Source organism: Lysobacter yananisis, assembly GCF_031199375.1.
GTDB classification, from domain to species: domain Bacteria; phylum Pseudomonadota; class Gammaproteobacteria; order Xanthomonadales; family Xanthomonadaceae; genus Lysobacter; species Lysobacter yananisis.
Genome location: NZ_CP133568.1, coordinates 782,000 through 805,810, shown reverse-complemented (window position 1 = coordinate 805,810; position 23,811 = coordinate 782,000). Strand labels below are relative to the sequence as shown.

19 protein-coding genes are annotated in these 23,811 nt (G+C 70.7%); 14 read left to right on the top strand and 5 right to left on the bottom strand.

The annotated features are described in order from the left end of the window. Positions 1-16: 16 nt before the first annotated feature. The 14 genes from RDV84_RS03465 (at position 17) to RDV84_RS03400 (ending at position 16,033) form a co-directional block, all read left to right on the top strand. Entirely contained in the window at positions 17-661 is a 645-nt protein-coding gene (locus RDV84_RS03465; protein ID WP_309152455.1) for a hypothetical protein, read from the top strand. Beyond that, on the top strand, positions 651-1,982 hold the full coding sequence (locus RDV84_RS03460; protein WP_309152453.1) for an XVIPCD domain-containing protein: 1,332 nt from the start codon (positions 651-653) through the stop codon (positions 1,980-1,982). Before RDV84_RS03465 ends, RDV84_RS03460 begins: the two co-directional genes overlap by 11 nt. Positions 1,983-2,596: 614 nt before the next feature. Continuing rightward, the gene (locus RDV84_RS03455; protein WP_082644286.1) at positions 2,597-3,403 is read left to right on the top strand and encodes a TetR/AcrR family transcriptional regulator; all 807 of its coding nucleotides are present in this window, start codon (positions 2,597-2,599) and stop codon (positions 3,401-3,403) included. A gap of 225 nt (positions 3,404-3,628) precedes the next feature. Then, complete coding sequence (locus tag RDV84_RS03450) at positions 3,629-4,201, top strand: RNA polymerase sigma factor (protein ID WP_057946152.1); 573 nt, start codon at positions 3,629-3,631, stop codon at positions 4,199-4,201. A 141-nt stretch (positions 4,202-4,342) separates the two neighbouring features. Further along, on the top strand, positions 4,343-5,437 hold the full coding sequence (locus tag RDV84_RS03445) for a FecR family protein (protein ID WP_309152451.1): 1,095 nt from the start codon (positions 4,343-4,345) through the stop codon (positions 5,435-5,437). 289 nt (positions 5,438-5,726) lie between these two features. Further along, a complete protein-coding gene (locus tag RDV84_RS03440) occupies positions 5,727-9,140 on the top strand; it encodes a TonB-dependent receptor (protein ID WP_309152450.1) in 3,414 nt (1,137 codons plus the stop codon). A gap of 168 nt (positions 9,141-9,308) precedes the next feature. Continuing rightward, positions 9,309-9,890 carry a hypothetical protein gene (locus RDV84_RS03435; RefSeq protein ID WP_309152448.1) on the top strand — a complete coding sequence of 194 codons (582 nt, stop codon included), beginning with the start codon at positions 9,309-9,311 and terminating at the stop codon, positions 9,888-9,890. Positions 9,891-10,105: 215 nt separating this feature from the next. Beyond that, positions 10,106-11,020 carry a hypothetical protein gene (locus RDV84_RS03430; RefSeq protein WP_309152447.1) on the top strand — a complete coding sequence of 305 codons (915 nt, stop codon included), beginning with the start codon at positions 10,106-10,108 and terminating at the stop codon, positions 11,018-11,020. Positions 11,021-11,076: 56 nt separating this feature from the next. Further along, positions 11,077-12,060 (top strand): hypothetical protein, encoded by a 984-nt coding sequence (locus tag RDV84_RS03425; RefSeq protein WP_309152446.1) that lies wholly within the window; start codon positions 11,077-11,079, stop codon positions 12,058-12,060. Further along, positions 12,057-13,070 (top strand): hypothetical protein, encoded by a 1,014-nt coding sequence (locus RDV84_RS03420; protein WP_250446832.1) that lies wholly within the window; start codon positions 12,057-12,059, stop codon positions 13,068-13,070. Before RDV84_RS03425 ends, RDV84_RS03420 begins: the two co-directional genes overlap by 4 nt. Positions 13,071-13,434: 364 nt before the next feature. Continuing rightward, positions 13,435-13,899, top strand: a complete 465-nt coding sequence (locus tag RDV84_RS03415) for a roadblock/LC7 domain-containing protein (RefSeq protein WP_057946158.1) — start codon at positions 13,435-13,437, stop codon at positions 13,897-13,899. A 109-nt stretch (positions 13,900-14,008) separates the two neighbouring features. Next, the gene (locus RDV84_RS03410) at positions 14,009-14,368 is read left to right on the top strand and encodes a roadblock/LC7 domain-containing protein (protein WP_057946159.1); all 360 of its coding nucleotides are present in this window, start codon (positions 14,009-14,011) and stop codon (positions 14,366-14,368) included. Between the two features lie 163 nt (positions 14,369-14,531). Then, the gene (locus RDV84_RS03405) at positions 14,532-15,488 is read left to right on the top strand and encodes a hypothetical protein (RefSeq protein WP_157490324.1); all 957 of its coding nucleotides are present in this window, start codon (positions 14,532-14,534) and stop codon (positions 15,486-15,488) included. Then, positions 15,485-16,033, top strand: a complete 549-nt coding sequence (locus RDV84_RS03400) for a GTP-binding protein (RefSeq protein WP_057946161.1) — start codon at positions 15,485-15,487, stop codon at positions 16,031-16,033. The genes RDV84_RS03405 and RDV84_RS03400 overlap by 4 nt, the downstream gene beginning before the upstream one ends. 99 nt (positions 16,034-16,132) lie before the next feature. Here RDV84_RS03400 and RDV84_RS03395 read toward each other — a convergent pair whose 3' ends face one another. From RDV84_RS03395 to RDV84_RS03375, 5 genes are all read right to left on the bottom strand, one after another. Further along, positions 16,133-17,155 (bottom strand): DUF2268 domain-containing putative Zn-dependent protease, encoded by a 1,023-nt coding sequence (locus RDV84_RS03395; protein WP_309152445.1) that lies wholly within the window; start codon positions 17,153-17,155, stop codon positions 16,133-16,135. Positions 17,156-17,253: 98 nt separating this feature from the next. Beyond that, positions 17,254-18,090, bottom strand: a complete 837-nt coding sequence (locus RDV84_RS03390) for an energy transducer TonB (protein ID WP_309152444.1) — start codon at positions 18,088-18,090, stop codon at positions 17,254-17,256. Further along, positions 18,087-19,595: a surface lipoprotein assembly modifier gene (locus tag RDV84_RS03385; protein ID WP_309152443.1), complete on the bottom strand. Its 1,509-nt coding sequence runs from the start codon at positions 19,593-19,595 to the stop codon at positions 18,087-18,089. Before RDV84_RS03385 ends, RDV84_RS03390 begins: the two co-directional genes overlap by 4 nt. 92 nt (positions 19,596-19,687) lie before the next feature. Next, positions 19,688-20,428, bottom strand: a complete 741-nt coding sequence (locus RDV84_RS03380) for a Slam-dependent surface lipoprotein (protein WP_057946165.1) — start codon at positions 20,426-20,428, stop codon at positions 19,688-19,690. Positions 20,429-20,576: 148 nt separating this feature from the next. Continuing rightward, positions 20,577-23,624, bottom strand: a complete 3,048-nt coding sequence (locus RDV84_RS03375) for a TonB-dependent receptor (protein ID WP_309152442.1) — start codon at positions 23,622-23,624, stop codon at positions 20,577-20,579. Positions 23,625-23,811: the final 187 nt, after the last annotated feature.

Here is a 23,811-nt window from a genome sequence, read left to right as displayed (position 1 = left end):
GTATGGAACCGCTGCGATGAAAAACGCAATCCTGCTGGCTGGCCTGACCGTCGTCGCGGCGACCGCCCTGGGCCTGTCCGCCTGCTCGAACGCGGTGAAGGACCCCAAGTACGAACGCAATCCGGATCCGAAGCGGAAGTATGTGGTGACGGCGAAGGTGGACGGGGCGCCGGGGCCGTTTCGGGATGCGGTGGCGGGCGTGCAGTACAGGATCGGCCCGGACCGGGCTTGCATGCCTCCCGCCGAACCGATTTCCGGAACGTTTCCCACGCAGTCTCGTGCTCAGGTGGAAGCCAAGGTCCGGAAGGAGTCGGGGTCCGAGTTCGAATTCGATGTCTATCTCGACGCGATGCTGGCCAAGGACTATTTCGGCCGGGGTGTGTGCAACTGGCAAGTCGAAATCGCCAGCCTGTCGCTTCGCCCGACGGGCGCGGAAAGCGAACGGAAGTTCGATGTGTCCTTCAGCGGATCAGCTCTCGAGGCAGGCCGGCCTCTGGTGCTTTACGCCCGTCGCGAGATGTACGCAGTGCCCTTCGAAGACTCCTACGACGCCTTCGAAACGGCGATTGAAAAAGAACACGCGCAAGCGCGATACGGAAGCGATCCGTCGAAATTTTTCACCATCACGTTGAGTGCCAGGGAATCAGGCGATGACTATTAGAAGTTTGCACTACGCTGAACTGAGCGAAGCCGCCTATACGCTCCCGGATATGATGCAGGATGGGACGCGGAAAGTGCTGATAAACGATGCGACATACAAGCTGCTGGAGGTCGCCGAGAACAAATCCTCGGGATACCAGGGCGCTGTTTTCCAAAAGGAAGATAGCGGCGAGATCGTCGTCGCCCACCGCGGAACCGAGTTCAAGGACGAATTCATCGACGACGTCCTGCGCGCGGATGGCGGCATGGTCGCGACGCGGGCGAACCAGCAGACCAAGGACGCCTCGGCCCTGACCGAGCGCGCGATGGAGATCGCGCGAAAGCAGGGCGTCCCGGTCACGGTCACCGGCCACTCCCTCGGCGGCTGCCTCGCCCAGATCACCGCAGCCAAGTACGGACTGCACGGCGAGACCTTCAACGCCTACGGCGCGGCCAGCCTCAACCAACGCATCCCCGAAGGCGGCCGCGACGTGGTCAATCACGTCATGGCGGCCGACTTCGTCAGCTCCGCCAGCCATCATTACGGCGAGGTCAAGGTCTACGCGAGCCGGCACGACATCGCGACGCTGTCGGGCGCCGGTTACGGCAACAACGAGCGCGCCCTGGACCGAGGCAATCTGCCGGCCGCCATCGCGGTCGGCGCGATCTCGCACAGCCTGCACAACTTTCGCGACACCGACGGCGTCAAGGCGGATCTGTCGGTGCTGCGCGACCCCGAAACCCAGGTCAACGCGCATCGCTTCGAGGCGATGATCGGAAAATTCCGCGACGACGTCTGGGCCATGCGCGAAGGCGCGTCCATCGGCGGCGCGATCCTGCGCGGGCCGATCGGCGTCGCCGGGGAGATCGGCCGCCGGCTTCCGGAAAAGCCCGCGGAGAGTCCGTTCAAGGACGCCCACGGCGCGCTGCCGGCGGGCGATGCGCGGCCGTTCGATCCGCGCCATCCCGATCATCCCGGCCATTCGATGCACGGCACGGTGCAGGCGGGCGTCGAACGGATCTACGCGCAGCACGGACGGCCTTACGGCGAGGACGGCGAGCGGGCCGCCGCAGCGCTGTTCGTCGATGCGCGGCTGAAGGGGCTCGATCAGGTCGACCATGTCGTCGCCGGCCGCGGCGCCGGCGCCGGCATCGACGTGTTCGCGGTACAGGGAGGGCTGACCGATCCGGCGCACAAGCGCGCCCAGGTCAATACCGAGACCGCGGCGCAGGTTCCGGTCGAGACCTCCTTCGGCCAGCTCGCCCAGGCCGAGCAGAAGGCGGCCGCGCAGGAACCGCCGCAGCAGGAGCAGTTCCGCGCCCAGGCCGCGCGCACCGCCTGAGCCGCCGTCGTCGCCTGTCGCGGCGCGACCTGCACGCGACTCGAACCCAAACACCCGCACGGCGGCCGGCGACCGCGTGCGCAGCGGCGGTTGGGAACTCGAAGCGCTGAGCCTGGAGCGGCGCCGGGTCGGGCGGGTGCGGCTGGCGCCGGCGTGAGCGCGCGATGGCGCGCGCGTCGTCGCGGTCGCGTCGGTGCGCGAGGCGGGGACGGGGTCGCGCATTACGGTGGAGCCGCCCGGCTTGGCGGGTCGGCGCGCCGCCGCGAAGCGTCTGCGGCGTAATCGAACCCGGCACGAAAGGTTCGCCGAAATTTTCCGACGCCGGTCACATCCGCGCGCCGGGGCGCGGCGAGGGCGGCCGCGCCCGTCCTGCGCGCGGATAAGCACAGGCGTTCGCGCCGACGTCCATTCCGCTGTCGAATCAATCTGTTATCGGGCGCCGTCGCGGATGGCGCGGCGCCGGTCGCGCATTCATCCGACCGGCATATTGCGTTGCAGCGTGCACAGGGTAAATTCGCCTGCTTAGGCTAACAGCCGTTTCAATTCCGGTATTCAATCCGCGAGTTGGAGCAAACCTTCGAGTCGCCAGGCGGAGCCGTGTTGGGACATCGGCCGTGAACAATCCCCGAGCCAACTCGAGCGATACCCGCCGGCGCCTGCTCGAGGCGGCCGAAGCGTTGTTCATCCGCCACGGCTACGAAGGCATGCTGCTGCGCCAGATCACCAGCGAGGCCAAGGTCAACCTGGCCGCGGTGAACTACCACTTCGGCAGCAAGGAAGCCTTGGTCCAGGAGCTGCTGTCCTCGCGCCTGGACCGGCTCAACGCGGAACGCCTGCAGCTGCTTTCCCTGTGCGAGGAGCGCTTCGGCGCGGCCACGCTGGACGCGCCCACCGTGCTGGGCATCCTGTTCGTGCCGGCGGTGCGGCTCAGCCGCGACAGCGCCGGCGGCATTTCCTTCATGCGCCTGCTGGGGCGCGTCTACAGCGATCCTTCGCCGTTCGTGCGCGGCTTCCTGTACGAGCATTACCAGCCTATCTACGAACGCTTCTTCGAAGCCTTCGCGCGCGCGCTGCCCCACCAGTCGCGCAACGAGCTGGGCACCCGCCTGCACTTCGCCCTGAAGGCGTTGTCGGGCGTGCTGGCCGGCGAAAACATGGACGAGTTGATCGCGGCGATCTGCGTCGGCGAGGCGGTCAGCGATTCGCTGATGCTGGGCCGGCTGGTCGCCTTCGTCTCGCCGCTGCTGACCACGCCGTTCGACAATCTGGCCCAGGTGCGCCAGGTCGAGCAGGTGATGGGCCTGGCGCCGGCGGCGGCGCAGGCGGCCGATGCGACGTTGCGCGCCGACGGCGAGCCGGCCGCGGGGCGCAAGCCGCGCGGGATCCTGCCGCTGTGGGCGGAAAAGGTGGTGGGGGTGTGAGGACGCGTTCCGCAGCACCGTCGGGGGGCGCCGCGTCGCGGCCGCGGCCGCGGCCCGTCTAGGGCCGCGACCGGGGCGGCGAACGCGCGGCGCGGGCAAGTGCGCCATCGGAACCGTCGTCCGCGGCTGCGGGCGCGGCGCCCGTTCGGGCGTCGCCGCGCGGCCGTCGGCGCCGGCGCCATTCCATTGGGTACGGGTTGCATAGGGCATGGGAAGGACACAGCAATGACCGATCCGGCGTCATGGCCGCACGAGTCCGCGTCGCTCGCCGAATACGGCGAGGACGGCGCCAGCCAGTGGAACAACGTCTCGTTGCGCTACCGCCTGCCCCTGCGCGGCTTCTTCTCCAAGCGGGTCAAGGACGCGGCCGAGGTCGAGGACCTGACCCAGGAGGTGTTCCTGCACCTGATCCGGCGCGCCCGCGGCGGGCCGATCGAGCACGTCGAGCAGTACGTGTTCCAGGTCGCCGCCAACACCCTGCGCGACTGGGGCCGCCGCCGCCGGGCCCGCAACCAGGACGCGCACGAGTCCTTCGACGTCGAAGTGCACGATCCGGCTACGGATATTTCGCCCGAGCGCGTCTTACTGGGTAAGGAGCAGGTGCAACTGGTGGCCCAGGTGCTGCGGGCGCTGCCCGAACGCACCCGCGACGTGTTCGTGCTGCGGGTCATGGAGAAGAAGAAATACGCGGAAATCGCGGCGATGATGGCCATCTCCGTGCGCGCGGCCGAGAAGCACATGGCCAAGGCGCTGGCGCAGTTGGGAGGCATCGTCGATGGAATGGGAGTACAGGACTGAAGGGTCCGCGACGCCCGCGAGGGCGGGCGCAACCTGTGCGTCCGAACGCGTTCGGCCTGAGCGGGCCGTCACGGATCGGAACATCGGCGGCGCGGCGTTACCCGCGTGCGTCGGCCGGAGCTTGCTGAGAGGTCACACCCGATGAAATGCAAAATCGCGCTGGTGCGGGACGGGTCGGCGGAACCCGGGTCGCGGAGCATCGACGAGGACGCGGCGCGCTGGAGCGAGATCCTGCGCGAGCGCGACGACGCGACGATGCGCGAAGCGTTCCAGGCCTGGCAGGCGCAGTCTCCCGGCCATGCCGAGGCCTACGCGCGCGCCGAGGCGGCGCGGCGGCTGGCCGACCTGCTCGCCGACGAGCCCGAACTGCAGTCCCTGCGCAGCGAGACCCTGGGCCGGGTCGCGCGCCAGGGCCAGGCGCGGCGCGCGAGCCGGCGCAACTGGGCGATGGCCGCCTCGCTGACCGTCGCCAGTCTGCTCGGCGCGCTCGGATTGAACCTGGGCGACTCCTGGCGGATGGTCGGCGACGCGCGCGACGCGCTGGCCGGCAACGTCTACCGCACCGGCGTCGGCCAGCGCGAGCGCTTCACCCTCGCCGACGGTTCGGTGATCACCCTCAACACCGACAGCCGGGTCAGCACCCATTACCGCGACGGCCTGCGCGCGGTGACGCTGGAGCGCGGGCAGGCGCTGTTCAAGGTCGCCAAGGACCGCAGCCGCCCGTTCGTGGTCAGCGCCGGCGGCCGCCAGGTCACCGCGCTGGGCACCGAGTTCGACGTCTACCTGTCGCCGCGCGCGTTCGAGGTGACCTTGCTCGAAGGCCGGGTCACCGTGACCCGTACCGTCAAGCCCGCGGCGGTGGCCAGCGCTCGTCCGACCGCCGCCGCGACGGCGCCGCTGGCCGAGCTGCGCCCGGGCGAGCAGTTCGTCGCCCTGGCCAAGGCCGCGCCGCAGGTGCGCGCGGCCGACGTGCGCCGGGTGGTGAGTTGGCGCAACGGCCAGATCGTGTTCGAGAACGAGCGCCTGGGCGACGCGGTGGCCGAGATCAACCGCTATTCGCAGCGCAAGATCGTGCTCGCCGACGCCACGCTCGCCTCGCTGAAGATCAGCGGCGCGTTCAACACCGGCGACACCGGCACCTTCGTCGAAGCGTTGACCGACTACTTCCCGATCGAGCGCGATACGCTCGACAACGACGACATCGTGCTCAAGCCGCGCGCGCCGCTGCGCGGCTGAGGCGCGCGGCGCCGCAGCGGCGCCGCAGCGGCGCCGCGCCGTCGCCCATCCTCTGGCCTGCCTGTCTGTCCGCGCGCGCTGCGTGCGCGCCGCGTCGACGCGTGGGCGCGCGCGATCGTCGCGGCGCGCAACGGTGTTGCGGCGCAAAACAAAACTCGTCGGTACAACAAGATGCGCGATGCAATTAATTCGCGCCGCGAGGTTCGGGTTTGCCGCGGGCGCGCGTCTGTACCTAGGTAACCAGGCAGCGGGCACACGCGGCCGGCCCACCGAACGAGGGGAGTAACGAATGCAATTGCGAGACCGGAAACAGGCGTTGCTGAGCGCATCGCGGCGTGGCGTGTTGTTCCTCGCGCTGCTGCCGTGCCTGGCCGCCTACGCCGGCGAGCGTTCCGCGGCGAACGCGCGCTTCGACATCCCGCCGCAGCGGCTCGACACCGCCCTGTCCGAGTACGCGCGCCAGAGCGGGACGCAATTGCTGTACGCGCCGGAGCTCGCCGCGGGCAAGACCGCGCGCGCGGTGCGCGGCGAGAAGAGCAACCACCAGGCGCTGGAGGAACTGCTCGACGGCACCGGCCTGAGCTACGCCACCAACGCCTCCGGCGCGATCCTGATCAGCAACACCGCCGCGGGCGGCGCAGCCGCGCAGGGCGCGGCGGTCGCGCCGGGCGCCGAGGAGAAGCAGGGAAACGCATCGGAGGCCGCCGAGATGGAGCCGGCGGCGGCCTCCCCGCAAGCGCAAGACGATCGACAGGCGCCGGTAACGACCGCAAACCCCGCTAGGAATCCCAACGCGACCACGCTCGACACCATCGTGGTGACCGCGCAGAAGAAGGTCGAGAACATCCAGAAGGTGCCGATCGCGATCAGCGCGTTCGGCGGCAAGGACCTGGGCGACCGCAAGATCGAGACCGGCGGCGACCTGGTCACCGCCACGCCCAACGTCACCTTCTCCAAGACCAACTTCGCCAGCTACAACTTCCAGATCCGCGGCATCGGCACCCAGGCCCTGTCGGTGACCACCGACCCGGCGGTGGCGGTGAGCTTCAACAGCACGCCGCTGATCCGCAACCGCCTGTTCGAGCAGGAGTACTTCGACGTCGAGCGGGTGGAAGTGCTGCGCGGCCCGCAGGGCACGCTGTACGGCCGCAACGCGACCGCCGGCGTGGTCAACATGATCCCCAGCCTGGCCAGCACCGACGGCTACGAAGCCAACGTCAAGGGCGAGGTCGGCAACTACAGCACCGCGCGCGTGACCGGCATGGTCAACGTGCCGCTGACCGACAGCTTCGCCTTCCGCCTGGCCGGCCAGTACACCAAGCGCGATGGCTACGACCACAACGAAGTGACCGGCCGCGACGTCAACGACCGCGACCTGCTGTCCACCCGCATGTCGTTCGCGTTCAAGCCCAGCGAGAAGTTCGACGCCAGCCTGGTGTGGGAGCACTTCCAGGAAGACGACCGCCGCGCGCGCACCGGCAAGCAGCTGTGCAACAACGATCCCGGCCCGGTCACGATCGGCTCGACCACGGTCTCGCGGATCGACCGCAACTACATGAGCCAGGGCTGCCAGGACGGCTCGCTGTACGGCGACAGCGCGTTCGGCGTGCCCAACGGCGCCAGCATCCCGTTCGTGCTCGGCGCGCAGAGCACCGCGATCGGCTACCTGCTGGACCCGAACGGCAACTTCATCGACACCGTCTCGATCATCAAGCCCGGCACCAACCCCTACGAGGGCGTGACCCAGTCGCACGACCTGCGCAAGATCGCCACCACCTACGATCCCAAGTTCGAAGCCAAGAACGACATCTTCCAGTTCAACCTGAGCTCGGACGTCGGCGACAACCTGCGCTTCGTCTCGCAGACCCTGTACACCCGCGACAAGTACTACTCGACCCAGGACTACGGCCGCTTCCAGTCCAACCCGATCTTCACCAACACCAACAGCGGCGTGTCGGTGTTCGGCCCGAACGGCCCGGAGCCCGCCTACAACGCGTTCCCCGACGGCAAGTACTGCGATCCGCAGCTGGGATGCTCGGACCGACTGCTGATCGTCGACGTGGTCGACTCCTACAGCAAGCAGTGGTCGCAGGAGTTCCGCCTGCAGTCGTCCTACGACGGCCCGTTCAACTTCAGCGTCGGCGCCAACTACCTGGAGTACAAGGTCGACGAGAGCTACTACGTCTTCAGCAACGGCTTCACCGCGCTGGCCGACCTGTTCTTCAACGGCAACGGCGCCGGCACGCGCCCGGGCGCCTGCTCGCCCTCGGGCACGCGCGTGGACCCGAACTTCGGCGAGACCGTGCCCTGCGTCTACATCGACCCCAATCCGCTGGGCTCGATCAACGGCCAGGGCCACAACTACTTCCGCAGCCGCAACGTCGCCGAGACCAAGTCCGCGGCGATCTTCGGCGAAGGCTACTTCCAGCTGCGCGACAACCTGCGCCTGACCGCCGGCGTGCGCTTCACCAACGACCGCAAGATCACCACGCCGTATCCGACCCAGACCCTGCTGGCCGATTCCACCGGCACCGCCGGCGTGCCGCAGCTGTTCGGCGGCTATGTCGGCGCCGGCTATCCGGCGCTGGCGAAGATCCGCCAGACCTGGAACGAGCCGACCGGCCGGCTGGTGCTGGACTGGTCGCCGGACCTGTCGTGGACCGACAGCACGATGTTCTACGCCTCGGCTTCGCGCGGCTACAAGGCCGGCGGCACCAACTCGCCCGGCATCGGCGCCAATCCGGCCGCGCTGAGCTTCGAGCAGCGCGATCCCGAGTTCAAGCCCGAGTTCGTCAACGCCTTCGAACTGGGCATGAAGAACGTCATGGCCGGCGGCAAGTTCGTCCTCAACGGCACGCTGTTCTACAACGATTACAAGGACTACCAGGTCTCGCAGATCCAGGACCGCGCCACCCTCAACGAGAACTTCGACGCCAAGACCTGGGGCGCCGAACTCGAAGCGGTGTGGCGGCCGACCGAGGCGTTCCAGCTCAGCGGCAACGTCGGCCTGCTGCGCACCCGCGTCGGCTCCAACCAGTACTCCATCGACGTGATGGACCGCACCGCCGGCAACGCCGATTGGGTCGTGGTCAAGCCGTGGCTGCAACTGGCCTCGAACTGCGTCGCGCCGAAGGAACTGGTCGAAGCGGTGCTCAAGGCGCAGTACCAGCTGTCGGCGCCGTTCAACAACGCCGCCAACGTGCTCAACAGCTTCTGCTCGACCAACCTGCCGCTCAACGGCGCCGGGTTCTCGGCGGGCGGCCCCTACGACGGCGTGTTCGGCTTCACCTACGACCCGGCCAAGGACGCGCCCAACGGCGGCGCCGGCTTCGCCAAGAACGTCGGCGGCAACGAACTGCCCAACGCGCCGCACATCACCGCCAGCCTGAGCCCGCAGTACACCTTCATGACCGGCCACGGCGACCTGACCGTGCGCGCGGACCTGTACTACCAGGGGCCGAGCTGGGCGCGCATCTATCAAGACAAGATCGACCGGCTCAGCGACTGGGGCAACGTCAACGTGTCGGTCACCTGGCGCGACATCGAACGCGATCTGGCGGTGCAGCTGTACGTCAAGAACGCGCTCGGCGGCAAGGCCATCACCGGCACCTTCCTCAACAGCGACGACACCGGCCTGACCAGCAACGTGTTCATCCAGGACCCGCGCATCATCGGCTTGACGGTGAGCAAGGGCTTCTTCTGATCCAGCGCCGCCGCCCGCTCCGGCGGAGCGGCGGCGACGCAGTCGCCTGAAACGCTGCAGACAGGCACCGCAGCTCCCAGGCAGCGCAGCCACGGCGCCGCTTCATCCGTGACAGTCCCTGCGGGCCCGCACGCCCGCTTACTTCGACGCCTCACAGGAGACAACGCAATGTCCAAGCTCAAGTACTCGATCCTGGCCCTGGTTTCGGCCGCCGCCATCTGCGGTGCGACCACCGCTGCGGCCGCGCCGGGCACCTTCCTGCTCTGGAACGGCACCTCGTGGGTCAACAACGGCCAGGTGACCTTCACCGGCCGCACCACCGCCAGCTACCTGCAGCTGCAGCTGCCGTGCGACCAGGCGACCTTCGTGGTCGACGTGGTCAACGGCAACGCCAAGGTCAGCGCGGCGACCTTCGCCGGTTCCTCGGCCTGCACCAAGATCGTCGCCCAGAACCTGCCGTGGTCGATGGTGCCCGACACCGTCTACACCGGTTCCAACCCGCCGTTCCCGGGCGCGCCGACCCTCAACGGCCCGCTGTACGGCGTGACCATCAGCGGCATCCGCATCTACCTGCCGCTGCCGCTCAACGTGACCTGCCCGAACGCCACCGGCTCGGGTTCGATCAGCGGCGCGCTCGACTCCTCGTTCCCGGCCAACCGCTTCGCGTTCCAGGGCGCCCTGGGCCCGTGCGGCGTGCAGACCCAGGCCGGCTACTACCTGAGCTCGAGCGTCCCGGTCACGGTGATCTGACCACCCGCCCGCGGCGCACCATCTACCGCGCCCGGCGCGGGCCGCCAGCCCGCCGCGCTTCATGCGTGGCGCGTGCGGGCCGACGGCCCGGCGATGCGCCGGACGCGGCATGAGCCGAGACGGACTTCGGCAAGGGGGAGGAGGCTTTCCTCCCCTTTTTGTCCCGCATCGCGCAGGGCGCGCGCCGGCCGCACCCATTTTCAGGAGGATTTCCAATGCGCAAGACCTCGCTTCGCACGGCCGCACTGGCGGCGGCGCTGACGCTCGCCAGCGCGTCGTCGGCCAACGCCGGCACGCCGTCGGGCCCGTATGCGATGTTCAAGTTCTGCCCGTACACCAACCCGTCGGTCGGCAGCTGCGTACTCAACACCACCACCTCGGGCACGCTCAAGATCGGCAGCACCACCATGCCGATCGACAAGCCCATCGTGATGCAGGGCGGCATCGAGAGCCTCGGCCCGTCGCCGTTCTACGCCGCGGTCGGCGGGCCGACGCTGCAGGCGCCTCCGGGCAAGGTCCCGGGTGGGCTGCTCGGCATCGTCAACCCGGCGCCGAACTGGCCGGGCCCGCTGTGGACCGCGTTCTGGGCCATCGTCGGCGCGGTCAACGACGTCAGCGCCACGATCGAACCGGTGCAGGCGGTGCAGACCAACTTCGGCAACGCGCTGTTCCCGCCGGAAGACGGCAGCGATCCGACCGTGGCCCGGCTGGCGGTGCGCGTGCACCTGCAGAACCCGTTCCTGGGCGGCGGCTGCTACATCGGCTCGGCGCAGGACCCGATCGTGCTCAAGTTGCAGACCGGCACCACCGCGCCGCCGCCGCCGAACCTGCCGATCTCCGGCAACACCGGCAACGCGTACACGGTGTGGACCGACGAGCCGAACTACATCGGCTACCTGCAGGTGGACGGCAACACCCTGGTCGACAACGCCTTCGCCGTGCCCAAGGCCGGCGGTTGCGGCAATATCGCGCTGGGCCTGCCGATCATCACCCAGGTGCTCGACGCGCTGGTCTCCGGCGCGGTCAACCTCAAGGTCGGCCTGCCGGCCGCCGCCGGCACCAACACCGCGATCATGAACGGCAAATCCTCGATCGCGGCGTCGCAGTACGTACTGAACAGCGAGCAGTAAGGGCCATTGGCGACGACACAGCGAACCGGACGCGTTGCGGATGAAGGATGGGACGCATGACCCGTCCTTCCTCCGTCCCGCTCAAGCGCGTGCGGATCGCGGCGGCCATTGCCCTCGCTCTGGCCGCCATCGTCGCCGTGTACCTCATGGGCCGCCACCAGGGACGACTGGCGTCGCATGAGGAAGCCGCGGGTCCGGTCGCCGCCGAAGGACGGGCGGCGACCGACACCCTTGCGCCGGCCGCGGGCGCGCCGTCCGGCGCCGCGTTGCCGCCGCCGGGCGCGCCGCTCAAGCGCGGCTTCGCCGCGCTGCAGGCGCGCGCCGACGCCGGCGATGCCGGCGCCGCGACCCGGCTGTATCGCGATCTCAGCCAATGCCGCCGGTTCGTGCGCCTGGAGCGCGACGTGCGGCGCTATTCCGACGAAGTGATGGCGGGCGGCGACGGCGCGGACGCGCGGTCGCGGCAGGGTTCGCGCGCCGCGCTGGAAGCGGCCGAGGCCAACGAGCGCGTGCTCGACGCGCTGCGCGCGCAATGCCAAGGCGTGGACGCGGCCATGCTCGGCGCGCTCGTGCCGAATCTGCACAAGGCCGCCTTGCTCGGCGAGCCCTACGCGCGCGCCTGCTACCTCGCGCGCGGCCCCGGCCTCGACGCGGCCGGCCTGCTCGACCATCCCGAACGCCTGTCGGCCTATCGCGGCAGCGCCCGCACGTTGATCGAACGCGGCATCGCCGACGGCGACTGGCGGGTGCTCGACCAACTGCGCGGCGCCTACGAGCCCGGCGCCGACAGCCTGCTGGCGGCCGCGGTCGGCGACGACGCCGCGCAGCGCTATCGTTACCTCAAGCTGTTCCGGCTCGGCGCGCCGTCGCAGCCGGGCGCCACCGACGAAGACCTGGCGACGGCCGCGGCCCGACTCGGCCCGACCCAGCTCGCCGACGCCGAGGCCTGGGCGGCGCGCACCTTCAACCAGAACTTCCACGGTCGGCGCATCGACGCCGACGGCCCGCTGTGGGACCCCTGCGTGTTTCCTTCCGAATGAGCATCGAACCGTCTTCCCCGGCGCCGCGTCCGGGCTCCGCCCGGCGCCGCCTGCTGCTCGCCGCGGGCATCGCAGCGGCGCTGGCGGCGATCGTCGCCGCTTACTTCGCCGGCCGCGCCGGCGTTGGCGCCGGCGCGGCGCGGCCGGACTCGCACGTGCGCATCGCCGGCGAGAGCGCGGCCGGCAGCGACGCCGCCGCCGCGGCCGGGGCGTTGCCGACACCGATCAAGGGCGGGGTCCTGCCGGCGCCGGGCGCGCCGCTCAAGGACCACTTCGCGCAGCTGCAGGCGCGCGCCAACGCCGGCGATGCCGGCGCGGCGACCCGGCTGGTCCGCGACCTCGACCGCTGCGCGCGGCTGCGCAGCACCCAATGGCGCAACGCCGGCGCCACCGAGGACCTGACCCGGCGCTCCACCGAAGGCATGAGCGCGGCGCAGTTGCGCACCTACCAGGCGCTGCTCGAAGCGATGGAGCTGCGCCAGCAGGCCCAGCGCCAGGACCAGGCGACCTGCGCCGGCGTCGACGAGGCCATGCTCGCCAGCCTGGTGCCGAACATCGCCCAGGCCGCCCGGCTCGGCGACGAACAGGCGCGCGCGTGCTACCTGGAACGCGGGCCGCTGTACGACGCGCGCAGCCTGATCCGCCACCCCGATGGCCTGCGCGCGTATCGCGGCACCGCCGCCGCGTTGGTCGAGGCCGGGCTCGCCGCCGGCGACTGGCGCGTGGTCGACCTGCTGCAGCAGGCCTACGAGCCGGGCTCCAAGAGCCTGCTCGCCGGATTGCTCGGCGCCGATCCGCTGCAGCACTACCGCTATCTCAAGCTCTACCGCCTGGGCGCCGAAGCGCATCGCGCCGACCAGCTCGACCGGCAGCTGGCGGCGGTGGCCACCGGCTTGAGCCCGGCCCAGCTCGCCCAGGGCGATGCCTGGGCGCAGAACACCCTCGACGCCGGCTTCCAGGGCCGCTCGACCGACGGCACGCCGCCGGGCTGGGAAGCCTGCGACTTCTGAGCGCGCGGCCGGCCCAGCCCGCGCCGCGGCGATGGATCGGCCTGGGTTCCAAGGTCCGCTTCGATGGCGGCTGCGGCGACGCCCGCACGCGCATCGCGGCCCGATAGAGCAACTGTTCGCATCGCGCGCTCGCCCTGCGCGGCCCCGCCGCGCCTGCGATACCAGCCGCTTTTGCCGCCGCGTCCGCCCCCCAGCGGCCCCGCGGCGATGCCAATGTGCCCGCCGATAGAACAGACCCTGTAAAAACTGCAACAAACATCACATAAAAAAACGGATATAGTGTGATCGAAGTCGTATTTCTTGGCCGGTCCCGACGCCCGAAGGCGTTCTAGCGGGCCGGCGGGCCCAGGGGAGCGGAACTCGCATGCAGCGAACGACCATCGACATGTTGCTGGGCCGCCTCGACGCGGCCCCGTCCAGCGAAGGCGCGACACAGGACGTCCTGGCCGCGGAACTTCAGCGTTGCTGGGAACGGGTGCCCGGGGTGCGCGCGCTGTGCGTGTCGACCGCCGACGGCCGCGCCCTGGCCGAACGTCTCGACGGCGGCGCCGACGCCCGCCGGATCGCGGCGATGGCCAATTCCTTCCTCACCCTCGGCGAGACCCTGGCGCGCGAGATCGAACTGAGCCAGGCCGATTACGCCACCGTCTGCACCGCGCGCGGCAATCTGGTGCTGTTCCGCATCCATGCCGCCAAGCCGCTGACCCTGCTGGCGATGGCCGGCCCCGACACGCTCCTGGCCGCCTTGCTGGTCGGCGCGCGCGACTGCGCCGCGCGCATCGGCGCGGCCCTGTCCGAACCGCGGACGGCGGCGCTGGCCGAACGTTAGTCCCCCGATCCATCCGCCCGCCGCGCCCCGCGCGGGCGGCGCCGCGCCCGCGCGGCCGCTGCACCCTCACCGCGGTATCCACGCCGTATCCACGCTCAAGGAGCAAGAGATGTCGAAGTTGCAACTGGACGAACTCAACAACCTGGCCGGCTTCGTCGGCGCCGCGCTGGTCGACAGCGACAGCGGCATGTCGCTGGCCACCATCGGCGGCGGCGGGCTGGACCTGGAAACGGCCGCGGCCGGCAATTCCGAAGTGATCCGCGCCAAGCGCCGCGTCGCCCAGCAACTCGGCCTCAACGACACCATCGAAGACATCCTGATCAGCCTGGGCAAGCAGTACCACCTGATCCGCCCGCTGGACAGCAACCCGACCCTGTTCCTGTACGTGGCCCTGGACCGTTCGCGCGCCAACCTGGCGATGGCCCGCCACGAGCTGAAGTCGTTCGAGAAGACCCTGGACTTCAAGTGATCGGACTGCAGGCGATCGGATCCGCGGCCGGGCGTCGCGCGGCCGCCGCGCGCGCGCCCGCGCCGCGGGCGATCGTTCTTCCATGACCCGGCTTTGCGCGGCCGCGCCGACGGCGCGGCCGCGTATGCCCGCGCCGCGCCGCCCCCGCGGCGAGGAGGCACTGGTGGCATTCAAGCAGCGCTACGTGGTCGCCAGCATCGACCTCGACAAATCCCGCGACGCGCGCCTGCAGGCCGCGGGCGAGTTGCTGGCCGGCGAGCGGTTCGAAGTCGAACTGCGCAAGTGGGACGGCCAGCCCGCGCAGGTGCTGGTGGTCGGCACCGAGACCAGCGCCAGCCGCATGGCGGTCGATACCGCGCTGCGCAGCGGCGTTCCGGTGGTGCGCATCGGCCGGCTGCCGTGGGACCCCGAGACGGTGCGCTCGCTGGATTTGTACGCCGAGCCCGACGAGCTGTCGGCCTGCCTGCGCGAACGCCTCGACGCGCTCGCGCCCGCGGACGCGCGCGCCGAACCGGTCGACGCGGCCGCCGCGCCGTTCCTGCGGCAACTGCTGGCCGCGTCCGCCGACGGCGTGTGCCTGCTCGAACGCGGCCTGTTCCGGCTGGTGGTCGATTTCGCCGGCGCGCGCCTGCACATGCTGCGGCGCATGCCGTACCCGGCGCTGATCGCCGAGGCGCTGGCGCCGAACTGGTTCGTCACCCCGCTGTCGCCGCGCCGCTACAGCGAAGAGTTCGCCCAGGACGTGACCGCGAGCTATCCGCTCGAATCGGTGCTGTGGGACATCGCCCTGGCCCACGACGCGCCGATCGCCGACGTGCCGGCCGACCGCGCGCTGCGCCTGCGCGCCTGGCCGCTGCTGTCGGCCAACGCCTTGCCCACCCACTGGCTGCTGCCGCTGAGCTGCCTGCTCGAGCGCGCCTGGGCGCTGCCGCAACTGGCCCAGGCCACCGCGACCTCGGCGCTGGAACTCGAACGCATGTACGCTGCGGTGCTGGCCAGCGGCCTGGCCGACGCCGAAGCGGCCGCGCCCGAGCGGCGCCGCGCGCACGACGCGCAGGCGCCCGGCTTGTTGCGCCGGCTGGCGCGGCGCTTCGGCTTGAACCTGGGACGCGGGCGATGAACGACCTGATCAAACTGGCCTTCGTCGGCAACATGGGCGCGGGCAAGACCACCGCGATCCGCGCGATCTCCGACGGCGAGCCGATCAGCACCGAGATGCCGATCAGCCACGCCGGCGAGGGCGGCAAGACCCACACCACGGTGGCGATGGACTACGCCACCATCGAGCTCGACGACGGCGAGCTGCTGCACGTCTACGGCGTGCCCGGCCAGCGCTACCTCGACTTCATGTGGCCGCTGGTGTGCGAAGGCGCGGTCGGCATCGTGGTGCTGGTCGCCGCCGACGATCCCGACATGATCGGCCAGGCCGACGCCTTGCTGCGCGAATTCGCCCGCATCGCGCCGGCGGCCTCGTTCGCGGTCGGGGTGACCCGCGCCGACCTCAGCGACGATTTCGCCCTGCTCCAATTGCGCGACGCGCTCGGCCGCCGCGGCCACCGCCTGCCGATGGCGCGGCTGGACGCGCGCGATTCGGCGCAGGTCGAGACCTTGATCCGGATGCTGCTGTCGTACCGCTACGCCGAGTCGCGGATCAACGCGGCGTAGTTGCGCCGCCGCCGCGCGCCTGCGCGCGGTTCCAGGCGCGGGCGCAGGCGAGAGCGCGAGAGCGCGACGACGCCGGCGGCGGACGCCGGGCCCGCGCGCTCAGCGTGCGGGCGTCGCGGCCCGGGCGGCCTTCGCGGCGGCCCGCAGTTCGGCCTCGGAATAGAACCCCGAGCGCTGCACGAACGCGTCCACCGCGGCCTGGTCGGTGCAGTCCAGCTCGACGATCTCGCGCAGCGCGCGCTGCGGATCGGCGGCGCGCGCGTAGTAGTCGCGCACGATCGCATAGCCCATGTAGTAGCCCAGGTCGCGCACGCCGTAGCGCGGATCGGGCGCGTTGTAGAGCCACTTGTCGTACCCGGCGTCGTACATCTCGGCGCGGAAGTCGCGCTTGAGCCGGGCCTCGTTGCGCGGGCCGTAACTGGCGTAGTCCAGCGGCGGCAACTGGCCTGCGACGCGCTCGGCGACGAAATCGGCCGCGCCTTCGTACACCGCCTGCGCCAGCAGGGTCGGCCCGGGGCCTTTTTGCTGGGTGTGTACGTATTCGTGCACCAGCAGCAGCGGCAGGCCATCGCTGGGGCGGGTGGCGAAGAAACGGCCCAGGTTGGTGCGGCGCGCCTCGGCCATCTCCGACACGTCGGTCTCGGGTCCGCCGCCGGCCAGTTCCGCGCCGATCAGCACCTTGTCGCCGAGCGTGGTGCCGCTGGAGTTGAGGCAACCGATGGCGAAATAGATCGTCGCCGGCCGCAGCGGCGGATACAGCGCGCGCAACGTCTCGATCCGCTGCGGCGCATCGGCGGCCTTGCCGGCCAGCGCCAGGGTGCCGGCGCGGACCGAGGCCCAGAACTTCGGGTAGCGCTCGATCGCCTGCAGATAGCACTCCGGCGTATAGCCCTTGGCCTGCATGAACGCCTGCAGGCCAGGCGTGCCGGGCTCGATGTAGTCGCGCAGCAGGATGCGGCGCTTCTCGGCGGGATCGGCGCTGGCGCGGATCGCGTCGTAGGCGGTCCAGAAGCGCGCGATGTCGGAGGTTTCCAGCCGCTCGGCCTGCGCGGCCGCGGTCGGCGCTGCGAGCAATACCGCCATCGCGCAGCACAGCGCGGCGGTCCATGTCCTGATGTTCATCGTCCTGCGACTCCTCGGCCGCACCGCGTCTGCGGTGGCGCCGACGATGGTGCCCGCGCCGCTCGCCGCGACGCAGGGCCGGAAGTCACGGCGCGGCTTCAACGCGCGATGTAGAACTCGACCGGCACCACCACTTCGACCGGATCGCCGAGATCCGCCGGCGGCGCCGGCACCGGGCTGGCGCGCTGCGCGACCGCGAGGGCTTCTTCGTCCAGGCCGGGGTAACCGCTGGAGGCTTCGATGCGGGCGGCGCGCACGCCGCCGTCGCCGGCGACGGTCATGTGCAACTGGGCCACGCCTTGTTGATGCAGGCGGCGGGCCTGGCGCGGATAGCGCTTGAAGCGTTCCAGGTGGCCGAGCAGCAATTGCTGCCAGTGCCGCGGGACTTCGCGGCCCGCGCCGGCGGCGTCCTGGGCGGCGGCGTAGCGCGGCGCCGGGACGGCGGCGACGGCGGGCGGCGCCGATGCGCTGGCGGCGGTCTGTTCTTGCGCGGCGGTTGGTTCGACGGGCTCGCTGCGGGCGGCCGGTTGCGGCGCGCTGGCGGTGTCGCCCAGCGTCTGCGGCGGTTGCGGCAACGTCCGTTCGCGCGCGACGTCGCGCGGCGGCCGGGCGCGGCTGGCGGCGCGTTCGGGCTGCGCCGGTCCCGGCGGCAGGTCGAGCGCCGGCATCGGCGGCGCCTGCGGCAGCAACGACAGTTCCAGCACCACCGCGGCCGCGGGCGGGGGCGGCGGCGTCGCCGGCGCGGGCGTGCGCAGTTGCAGCAACGCGACCAGCAGCGCCGCGTGCAGCGCCGCGGTGACCGCGACGCCGCCGAGCCAGGGCTCGCGTTCGCGCGCGGCCGGCCGCGGCGCGCGCGGCCGCGCGCGAGGCAGCGTGCGCGAACAGGCGCGCATCGCCCGCGCGGCAGCGGTCGCCTGCAGCGCGGGCGCGCTCAAAACGCGCGCTCCAGTTTGAGGCTGACGCTGTCGCGGTCGTAGCCGTACAGCCAGTCGATCGAACTGGCGGTGCGGTTGCGCTTGAAGGTGAGGCTCGGGGTGAAGCCGGCGAACGCCAGCCGCGGCAGGCGCACGATCGCGGTGGCGTTGAATTCGTCGTCGCGGCGGCGCGCCTGGAAAGTCTCGTTCCACTCGTCGTGCCTGCGCTTGCGCAGCGAGGCGAACAGCAGCAGCGACACGCCGGCGTCGAACTGCTTGGACAGGCCCAGGCGCGCGCCGCGCTGCAGATAGGCCTCGGTGTCGCGGCGGGTCTCGCGCCGGGCCAGGTCGAGGCCGCCGAACAGCAGCCACTGCCGCGGCAGCGCGCGCCACAGCGTGGCGTAGACCGCGCTGGTCGGGCCGTCGTAGCCGGCGAGGTCGCTGCGGCGGTAGCGCATGCGCTTGTGGTCGCCTTCCAGCTTGAACAGCCAGCGCGGCGAGATCGTCCAGGTCCAGTCCGCACGCGCGCCCCAGGCGCCGTACAGGCTGCGGTTGCCGAACGCCGAATATTCGAACTGCGGCGCGGCGGTGAACGCGTGGCGCGCGCTGGCGTAGGAATAGCCGGCGCTCGCGCTCGCGGTGGTCTCGTTGTACGCGCTGTGGTCGCGGTACGAATAGCCGTACAGCAGCGAGCGCAGGTACAGGCCGTGGTGGCCGCGCAGGGGCTGGCGCCGGGTCAAACTGGCGTCGAAGTCCAGGCCGCCGCCTTCGATCGCCGCCGGCAGGCTGCGCTCGATCGCGCACTGGCCGTCGGGCGCGGCCAGCAGGCAGGTGCGGCTGGCCGAGGATTGGTTGAGGTTGTCGTTCCAGGTCGGGCCGAGCGCGAAGCTGCCGTGCCAGCCGCGGCGGTTGCGCAGCGCGCGCAGGAAGGTCTCGACCGTGCGGCGCACGCCGGCGGTCTTGGCGTCGCCGGTGTCGAGCGCTGCGGCGATGGCCTGGAAGCGTTGCTCGGCCTCGCGGTCGAGCTGGTTCTCGAACAGCACCCGCGCCAGTTCCAACTGCGCTGGCAGGAAATCGGCTTGCAGTTCGAGCAGAGCGCGGTAGTTGCGTTCGGCGCCGCGCAGGTCGCCGTCGGCGCGGGCCAGCGCGCCTTGCGCATACAGTTCGAGCATGCGGTCGCGCTGCGGCAGCGCGCGATAGCGTTGCAGCAGGGGCCGCGCCTGGGCCCAGCGGCGCGCGTTCACCGCCTGGTAGAGCGCGGCGGCGAGGGCGTTGGGGTCGTCGAGATCGACGTTCGCCAGCGCGGCCGCGTCGCCGCGCACGGCGTTTTCCTCTTCGAGCAGGGCGCGCTCGCGTTCGGCCTGGCGTTGCTCCAGGCCGTGGTCCAGGCGCAGGCGGGTGTCGTCGCGGTCCTGGGCGGAGTTCTGCGCGGGCGCGGCGCAAGAAAACAGGCACAGCGCCAACCCGGCGGCGAGACCGGCGGCGCGCGGGACAATCGCGTTGGATACGGTTCGGTAAGGCTTCATCGTCGCCCGCCGGAACCGCGCCGCCGCCTCCCTGCGGCGACGCGGCGACCCGCGGCCGGCGAACCGGCCGCGGGCCTTCACCGGCGAATCCCTCAGGGATTCTTGGTGCCGCCGAAGGCGGTGTCGTACAGGCGGTCGTCGAAGCGGGTCACGCCGGCCAGGGCCGCCGCGTTGGCGCCGAAGAACTGGCCGCTGACGCCGCCGGTGGCGACGGTGGCGCCGCCGACCGTGGCGCTGGCGCCGCTGCCGCTGAAGCCGGTGCCGCTGATCGCGGCGGTGCCGATGTCGACGGTGACGGTGCCGTTGCTGAGGCTGCCGCTGAGCTGGCCGGCGCCGAAGTTGGCGTTGAAGGTGCCGTTGAGCTTGTTGGCGCCGTTGTACTGGTTCAGGCCGGCCACGGTGTAGGTGGCGGTGCCGGAGGCCGGCACGGTGGTGCCGGCGTTGTCGCCCGCGTAGTAGACGGTGTGGGTGCCGTCGGTCGGCGCGCTCTGCGACCACTCGCCGAAGTAGACGTTGTGGCCGGCGATCTTGGCGAAGTGGAACACGCCCATGCCGCTGTGGGTCGGCGGGGTGATCGGCGAGACCAGGCTGGAGACGCCGTTGGCGTCGGCCGGAGCGAAGGTCTGCAGGGCCTGGAAGTCGACCTTGCGGTCGGTGCCCATGGTGTAGACGCCGATGCCCGGACGGCCGGCGATGTGCGGGCCGGCATTGACGGTGGACACGCCGGCTTCGACGTAGGTGTTGTCGCTCTGGTCGCCGACCACGGCGGCCTGGGCGGTGCCGGCCAGCGCGGCCAGGGCCAGGGCGGACAGAGTGAGGCTCATGCGCTTCATGTGGAACTCCTTTGAATGGATTGGAACAAGGGGATGAACTTTGGCTAGAGCGCGTGGCGCGCCCGGTCGCTCATCCATTGCTTCGTGCGCAACAGATCGGGGGTCGCGCCGTCCCTGGCGCGGGCGGTGCCGCGTCGGCGGCGCCGCTTCAGAACTTCGCGGTCAGGCTCAGCTTCAAGGTGCGGCCGGGCGCGGCCATCGCCGAGCGGGTCAGCGGATCGACGTAGTACAGGTCGCCCAGGTTGGTGCCGACCAGCTCCAGCGCCAGCGCGTCGCTGACGCGGTAATTGACGTAGGCGTCGTAGGTGGTGATGCGGTCCCAGGCCAGCGGCACGTTGAAGTACGCGCCCAGCCGCTGTTCCTGGTAGAGGTCGTAGTCGTCGTTCTCGTAACCGCTGTGGTGGACCACGCGCGCGCCGACCTCCAGCCGGCGGTCGAGGAAACGGCCGCCGAGGGTCAAGTTCGCCGACAGTTCGGGCAGCGCCTGGGTGATGAGATAGCCGCCGACGAAGCCGGCCTGCACGCAGTCCGGCACGCCGATGCGGCCGGTGGGGTCGTTGATCGCCGCCACGCTTTCGTCGCAGACCCGGTTCTCCAGGTTGCGCGCCACGCTGAGGTCGCCGAAGAAGCGGCCGTTGTCGTAGCGGCCCTGGAACTCCAACCCGCGCAGGGTCTGCTTGTCGAGGTTGGAGAACTGCAGCTGGCCGCTGCGCTCGATCACGTTGCGGGTCTTGTGGTGGTAGTAGGTCAGCTTGATGTCGGCGTAGTCGGCGCCGAGCGCGCGGCTGAAGTCGTGCACATAGGCCAGCTCGTAGTTGTAGGCGTGCTCGGGCTTGAGCGGCGCCACCGGCAGCGCGGCGGAGAAGCCCAGCGTGCTTTCGAACATGCTCGGATAGCGCCGCGCCTGGCTGTGGCGGAAGTACAGCCGGGCGTGGTCGCTGAAGTTGAAGGTCGCCGCGACCGTCGGGGTCCAGCCGCTGCCGTCGTGGTGCTGCGCCTGCTGCTGCAGGAACAGCGGCTGCAGCGAAGCGCTGGCGCGGCCGTAGTCGATGCCGTCGAGGCTGCCGTTGAGGAACACGTTGTCGGCGCGACGGAAGCGGCCGTCCGCGTCCGGGCGCCAGTCGGGGGCGACGTTGCGGACGGTGTAGGTCGCCTGTTCGATCTGGGTCGCCAGCACCTGCGGGGTCCAGTCGAAGCGCTCGGCGTTGCGGCGGATGGTGGCGATGCGCGTGTCCAGCGCCGCCTGGCTCATGCGCGGATCGCGGGTGAAATAGGTCATCGCGTAGCGCTGCGGGAACAGCACCTGGCCCAGGCGGGTGTCGCCCTTCGCGAGCTGGTCGGCGAGGAAGTCGTCGAAGGCCCAGTACGACTGATGGCGCGCGCCCGCGCTCAGGCTCAGCCGCTCGCTCGGACGCCAGTCCAGCTTGAGGCTGAAGTCGCGTTCCTCGCGCCGGCCGGCGCGCGGGAACATGCGCCAGCCGTCGGCGACGCCGTTGTATTCGTCGTCCGAGCGCAGCTTCTCGTGCTGGTAGTTGAAGCCGACGGTGAGGTCCAGGTCCGCGCGCAGCGCGCTCTTGTTGCTGAAGGTCAGGCCGTTGCGGTCGTGGTGGGCGTTGGCCAGCGCGGTGTTGCGCAGCAGCGGGTCGTCATAGGTCGCCCAGTTCGGAAAACCGCCGGCGCTGTAGGTGTCGCTGAGCGTGCGCGTGGTCCACAGGTTGGCGTAGACGTCGAACCAGCGTCCGCCGGGCTGCCACTTGTATTCCAGGTTGTAGGCCTTGGCCTCGACCTTGCTCAGCGGCCACTGCGGCGCGCCGGTGTCGGTGGTGTCGCGCCAGGAGATGCGCGTGGGCAGGATCTCGCCGTAGTCCGAGCGGGTGTCGCGGAAGCCGAACTTCAAGGTCTGGTGTTCGCTGGCGCGCCAGGTGGCCTTGAACAGCCACGATTCCATCTCGCTGGAGGTGTTCGGCACCTCGTCGCCGGGATGGTAGAAGCGCGCCAGGCTGGTGATGTAGTTCAGGCTCTTGGCCGGGTCGTAGGGCCGGGCGTAGAAATCGCCGCCGTTCTCGCCGGAGAAGTGATTGCCTTTCTTGCGGTAGGCGTAGGCGGCGAGCAGGTCGAAGCGGTCTTCGCGCAGGCCCAGCGCCAGGCGCATGGCGTGGTCGTCGCCGGCGATGAGGTCGTTGCCGCCGCTGCCGCGCACCGGCTTGTACAAAGTGGGGTCGTAGTAGGTCGCCTGCGGATTGCTCGGGAAGCCGGGAATCGTGCGGTAGTCCTGGCCGGTCGACAGTCGCGGCAGGCGCGGGTCGGTCGCGTTGTCGCTGCTCTCGGCTTTGAATTCGCCGCCGAAGCGCTCGCCCGGCTTGAGGATGTCGGCCACGTCGAGGGTGTTGACCACCACCGCGCCGCCGATCGAGCTGCTGACGTTGCGGGCGAGGTTCGGCCCCTTGATCACCTGGATGCCGCCGATCAGGTTGGGATCGATGTAGTTGCGGTTGTTGGCGCCGTTGTAGCCGCGCCAGACGGTCAGCGCCTGTTCGGTGCCGTCGATGGTCAGCGGCACCCGGCCCGGGCCCTGGATGCCGCGGATGTTCGGGTCCAGCGCGCCGCTGTTGCGCGCATCGCCGCTGTAGACGTTGAGCATGCCCTTGAATATGTCGGCCGGCGCGGCGCCCTTGTAGCGCTCGATCTGCTCCTTGCCGGCGTAGACGGTGGACAGGTCGAGGTCGTAGACCTCGTCGTAGCCGCGCTCGTCGCGATGCGAGGCATCGTCGTAGGCGGCCGCGCCGACGGTGAGCGTGTCGGTCGTCAGCGGCGCATCGGCGCCCTGCGCGCGCGCCGCGGTCTTGCGCAGCACCACCGCGCCGGCGCCGCTGCGCTGCGCGCCCAATCCGGTGCCGGCGAGCAGCGCGCGCAGCGCCTGCGCATCGTCGTAGTCGCCGTGCAGCGGTGCCGAACGCAGGCCTTCGCCTTCGGCGCTGTCGAACACCACTTGCACGCCGCTGACCCGGCTGTACTGGCGCAGGGCCGCGGCCAGCGGCTGCGCCGGGATGTCGTAACGGCGCGTGGCGGACGCCTCGCGCGCGGCCGGCGCCTGCGCGGCGGCGGGAACGCACAAGCCGCTCAGGGCCAGGTGGATGCAGGCCGCCAGCGCGAGGCGCGCGGACGGCCGCCGGCGGCGGGCCGGGGCGAAGGACATGCAACGAACTCCTCAAGTCGGATCGGAGCCCACCGCCACGCCGAACGATTCGGCGCGGGTGTGAGCGGCGTTTGGCTTGAGAAGCGATGCGCGTCTCGCGGCTACGAACTACAGGACGACGGCCGCGCGCGGTTACCCAACCCCGCGCCGGATTTTTTTCGAGCGCGAGTTGCGCGCAGGCGTACGA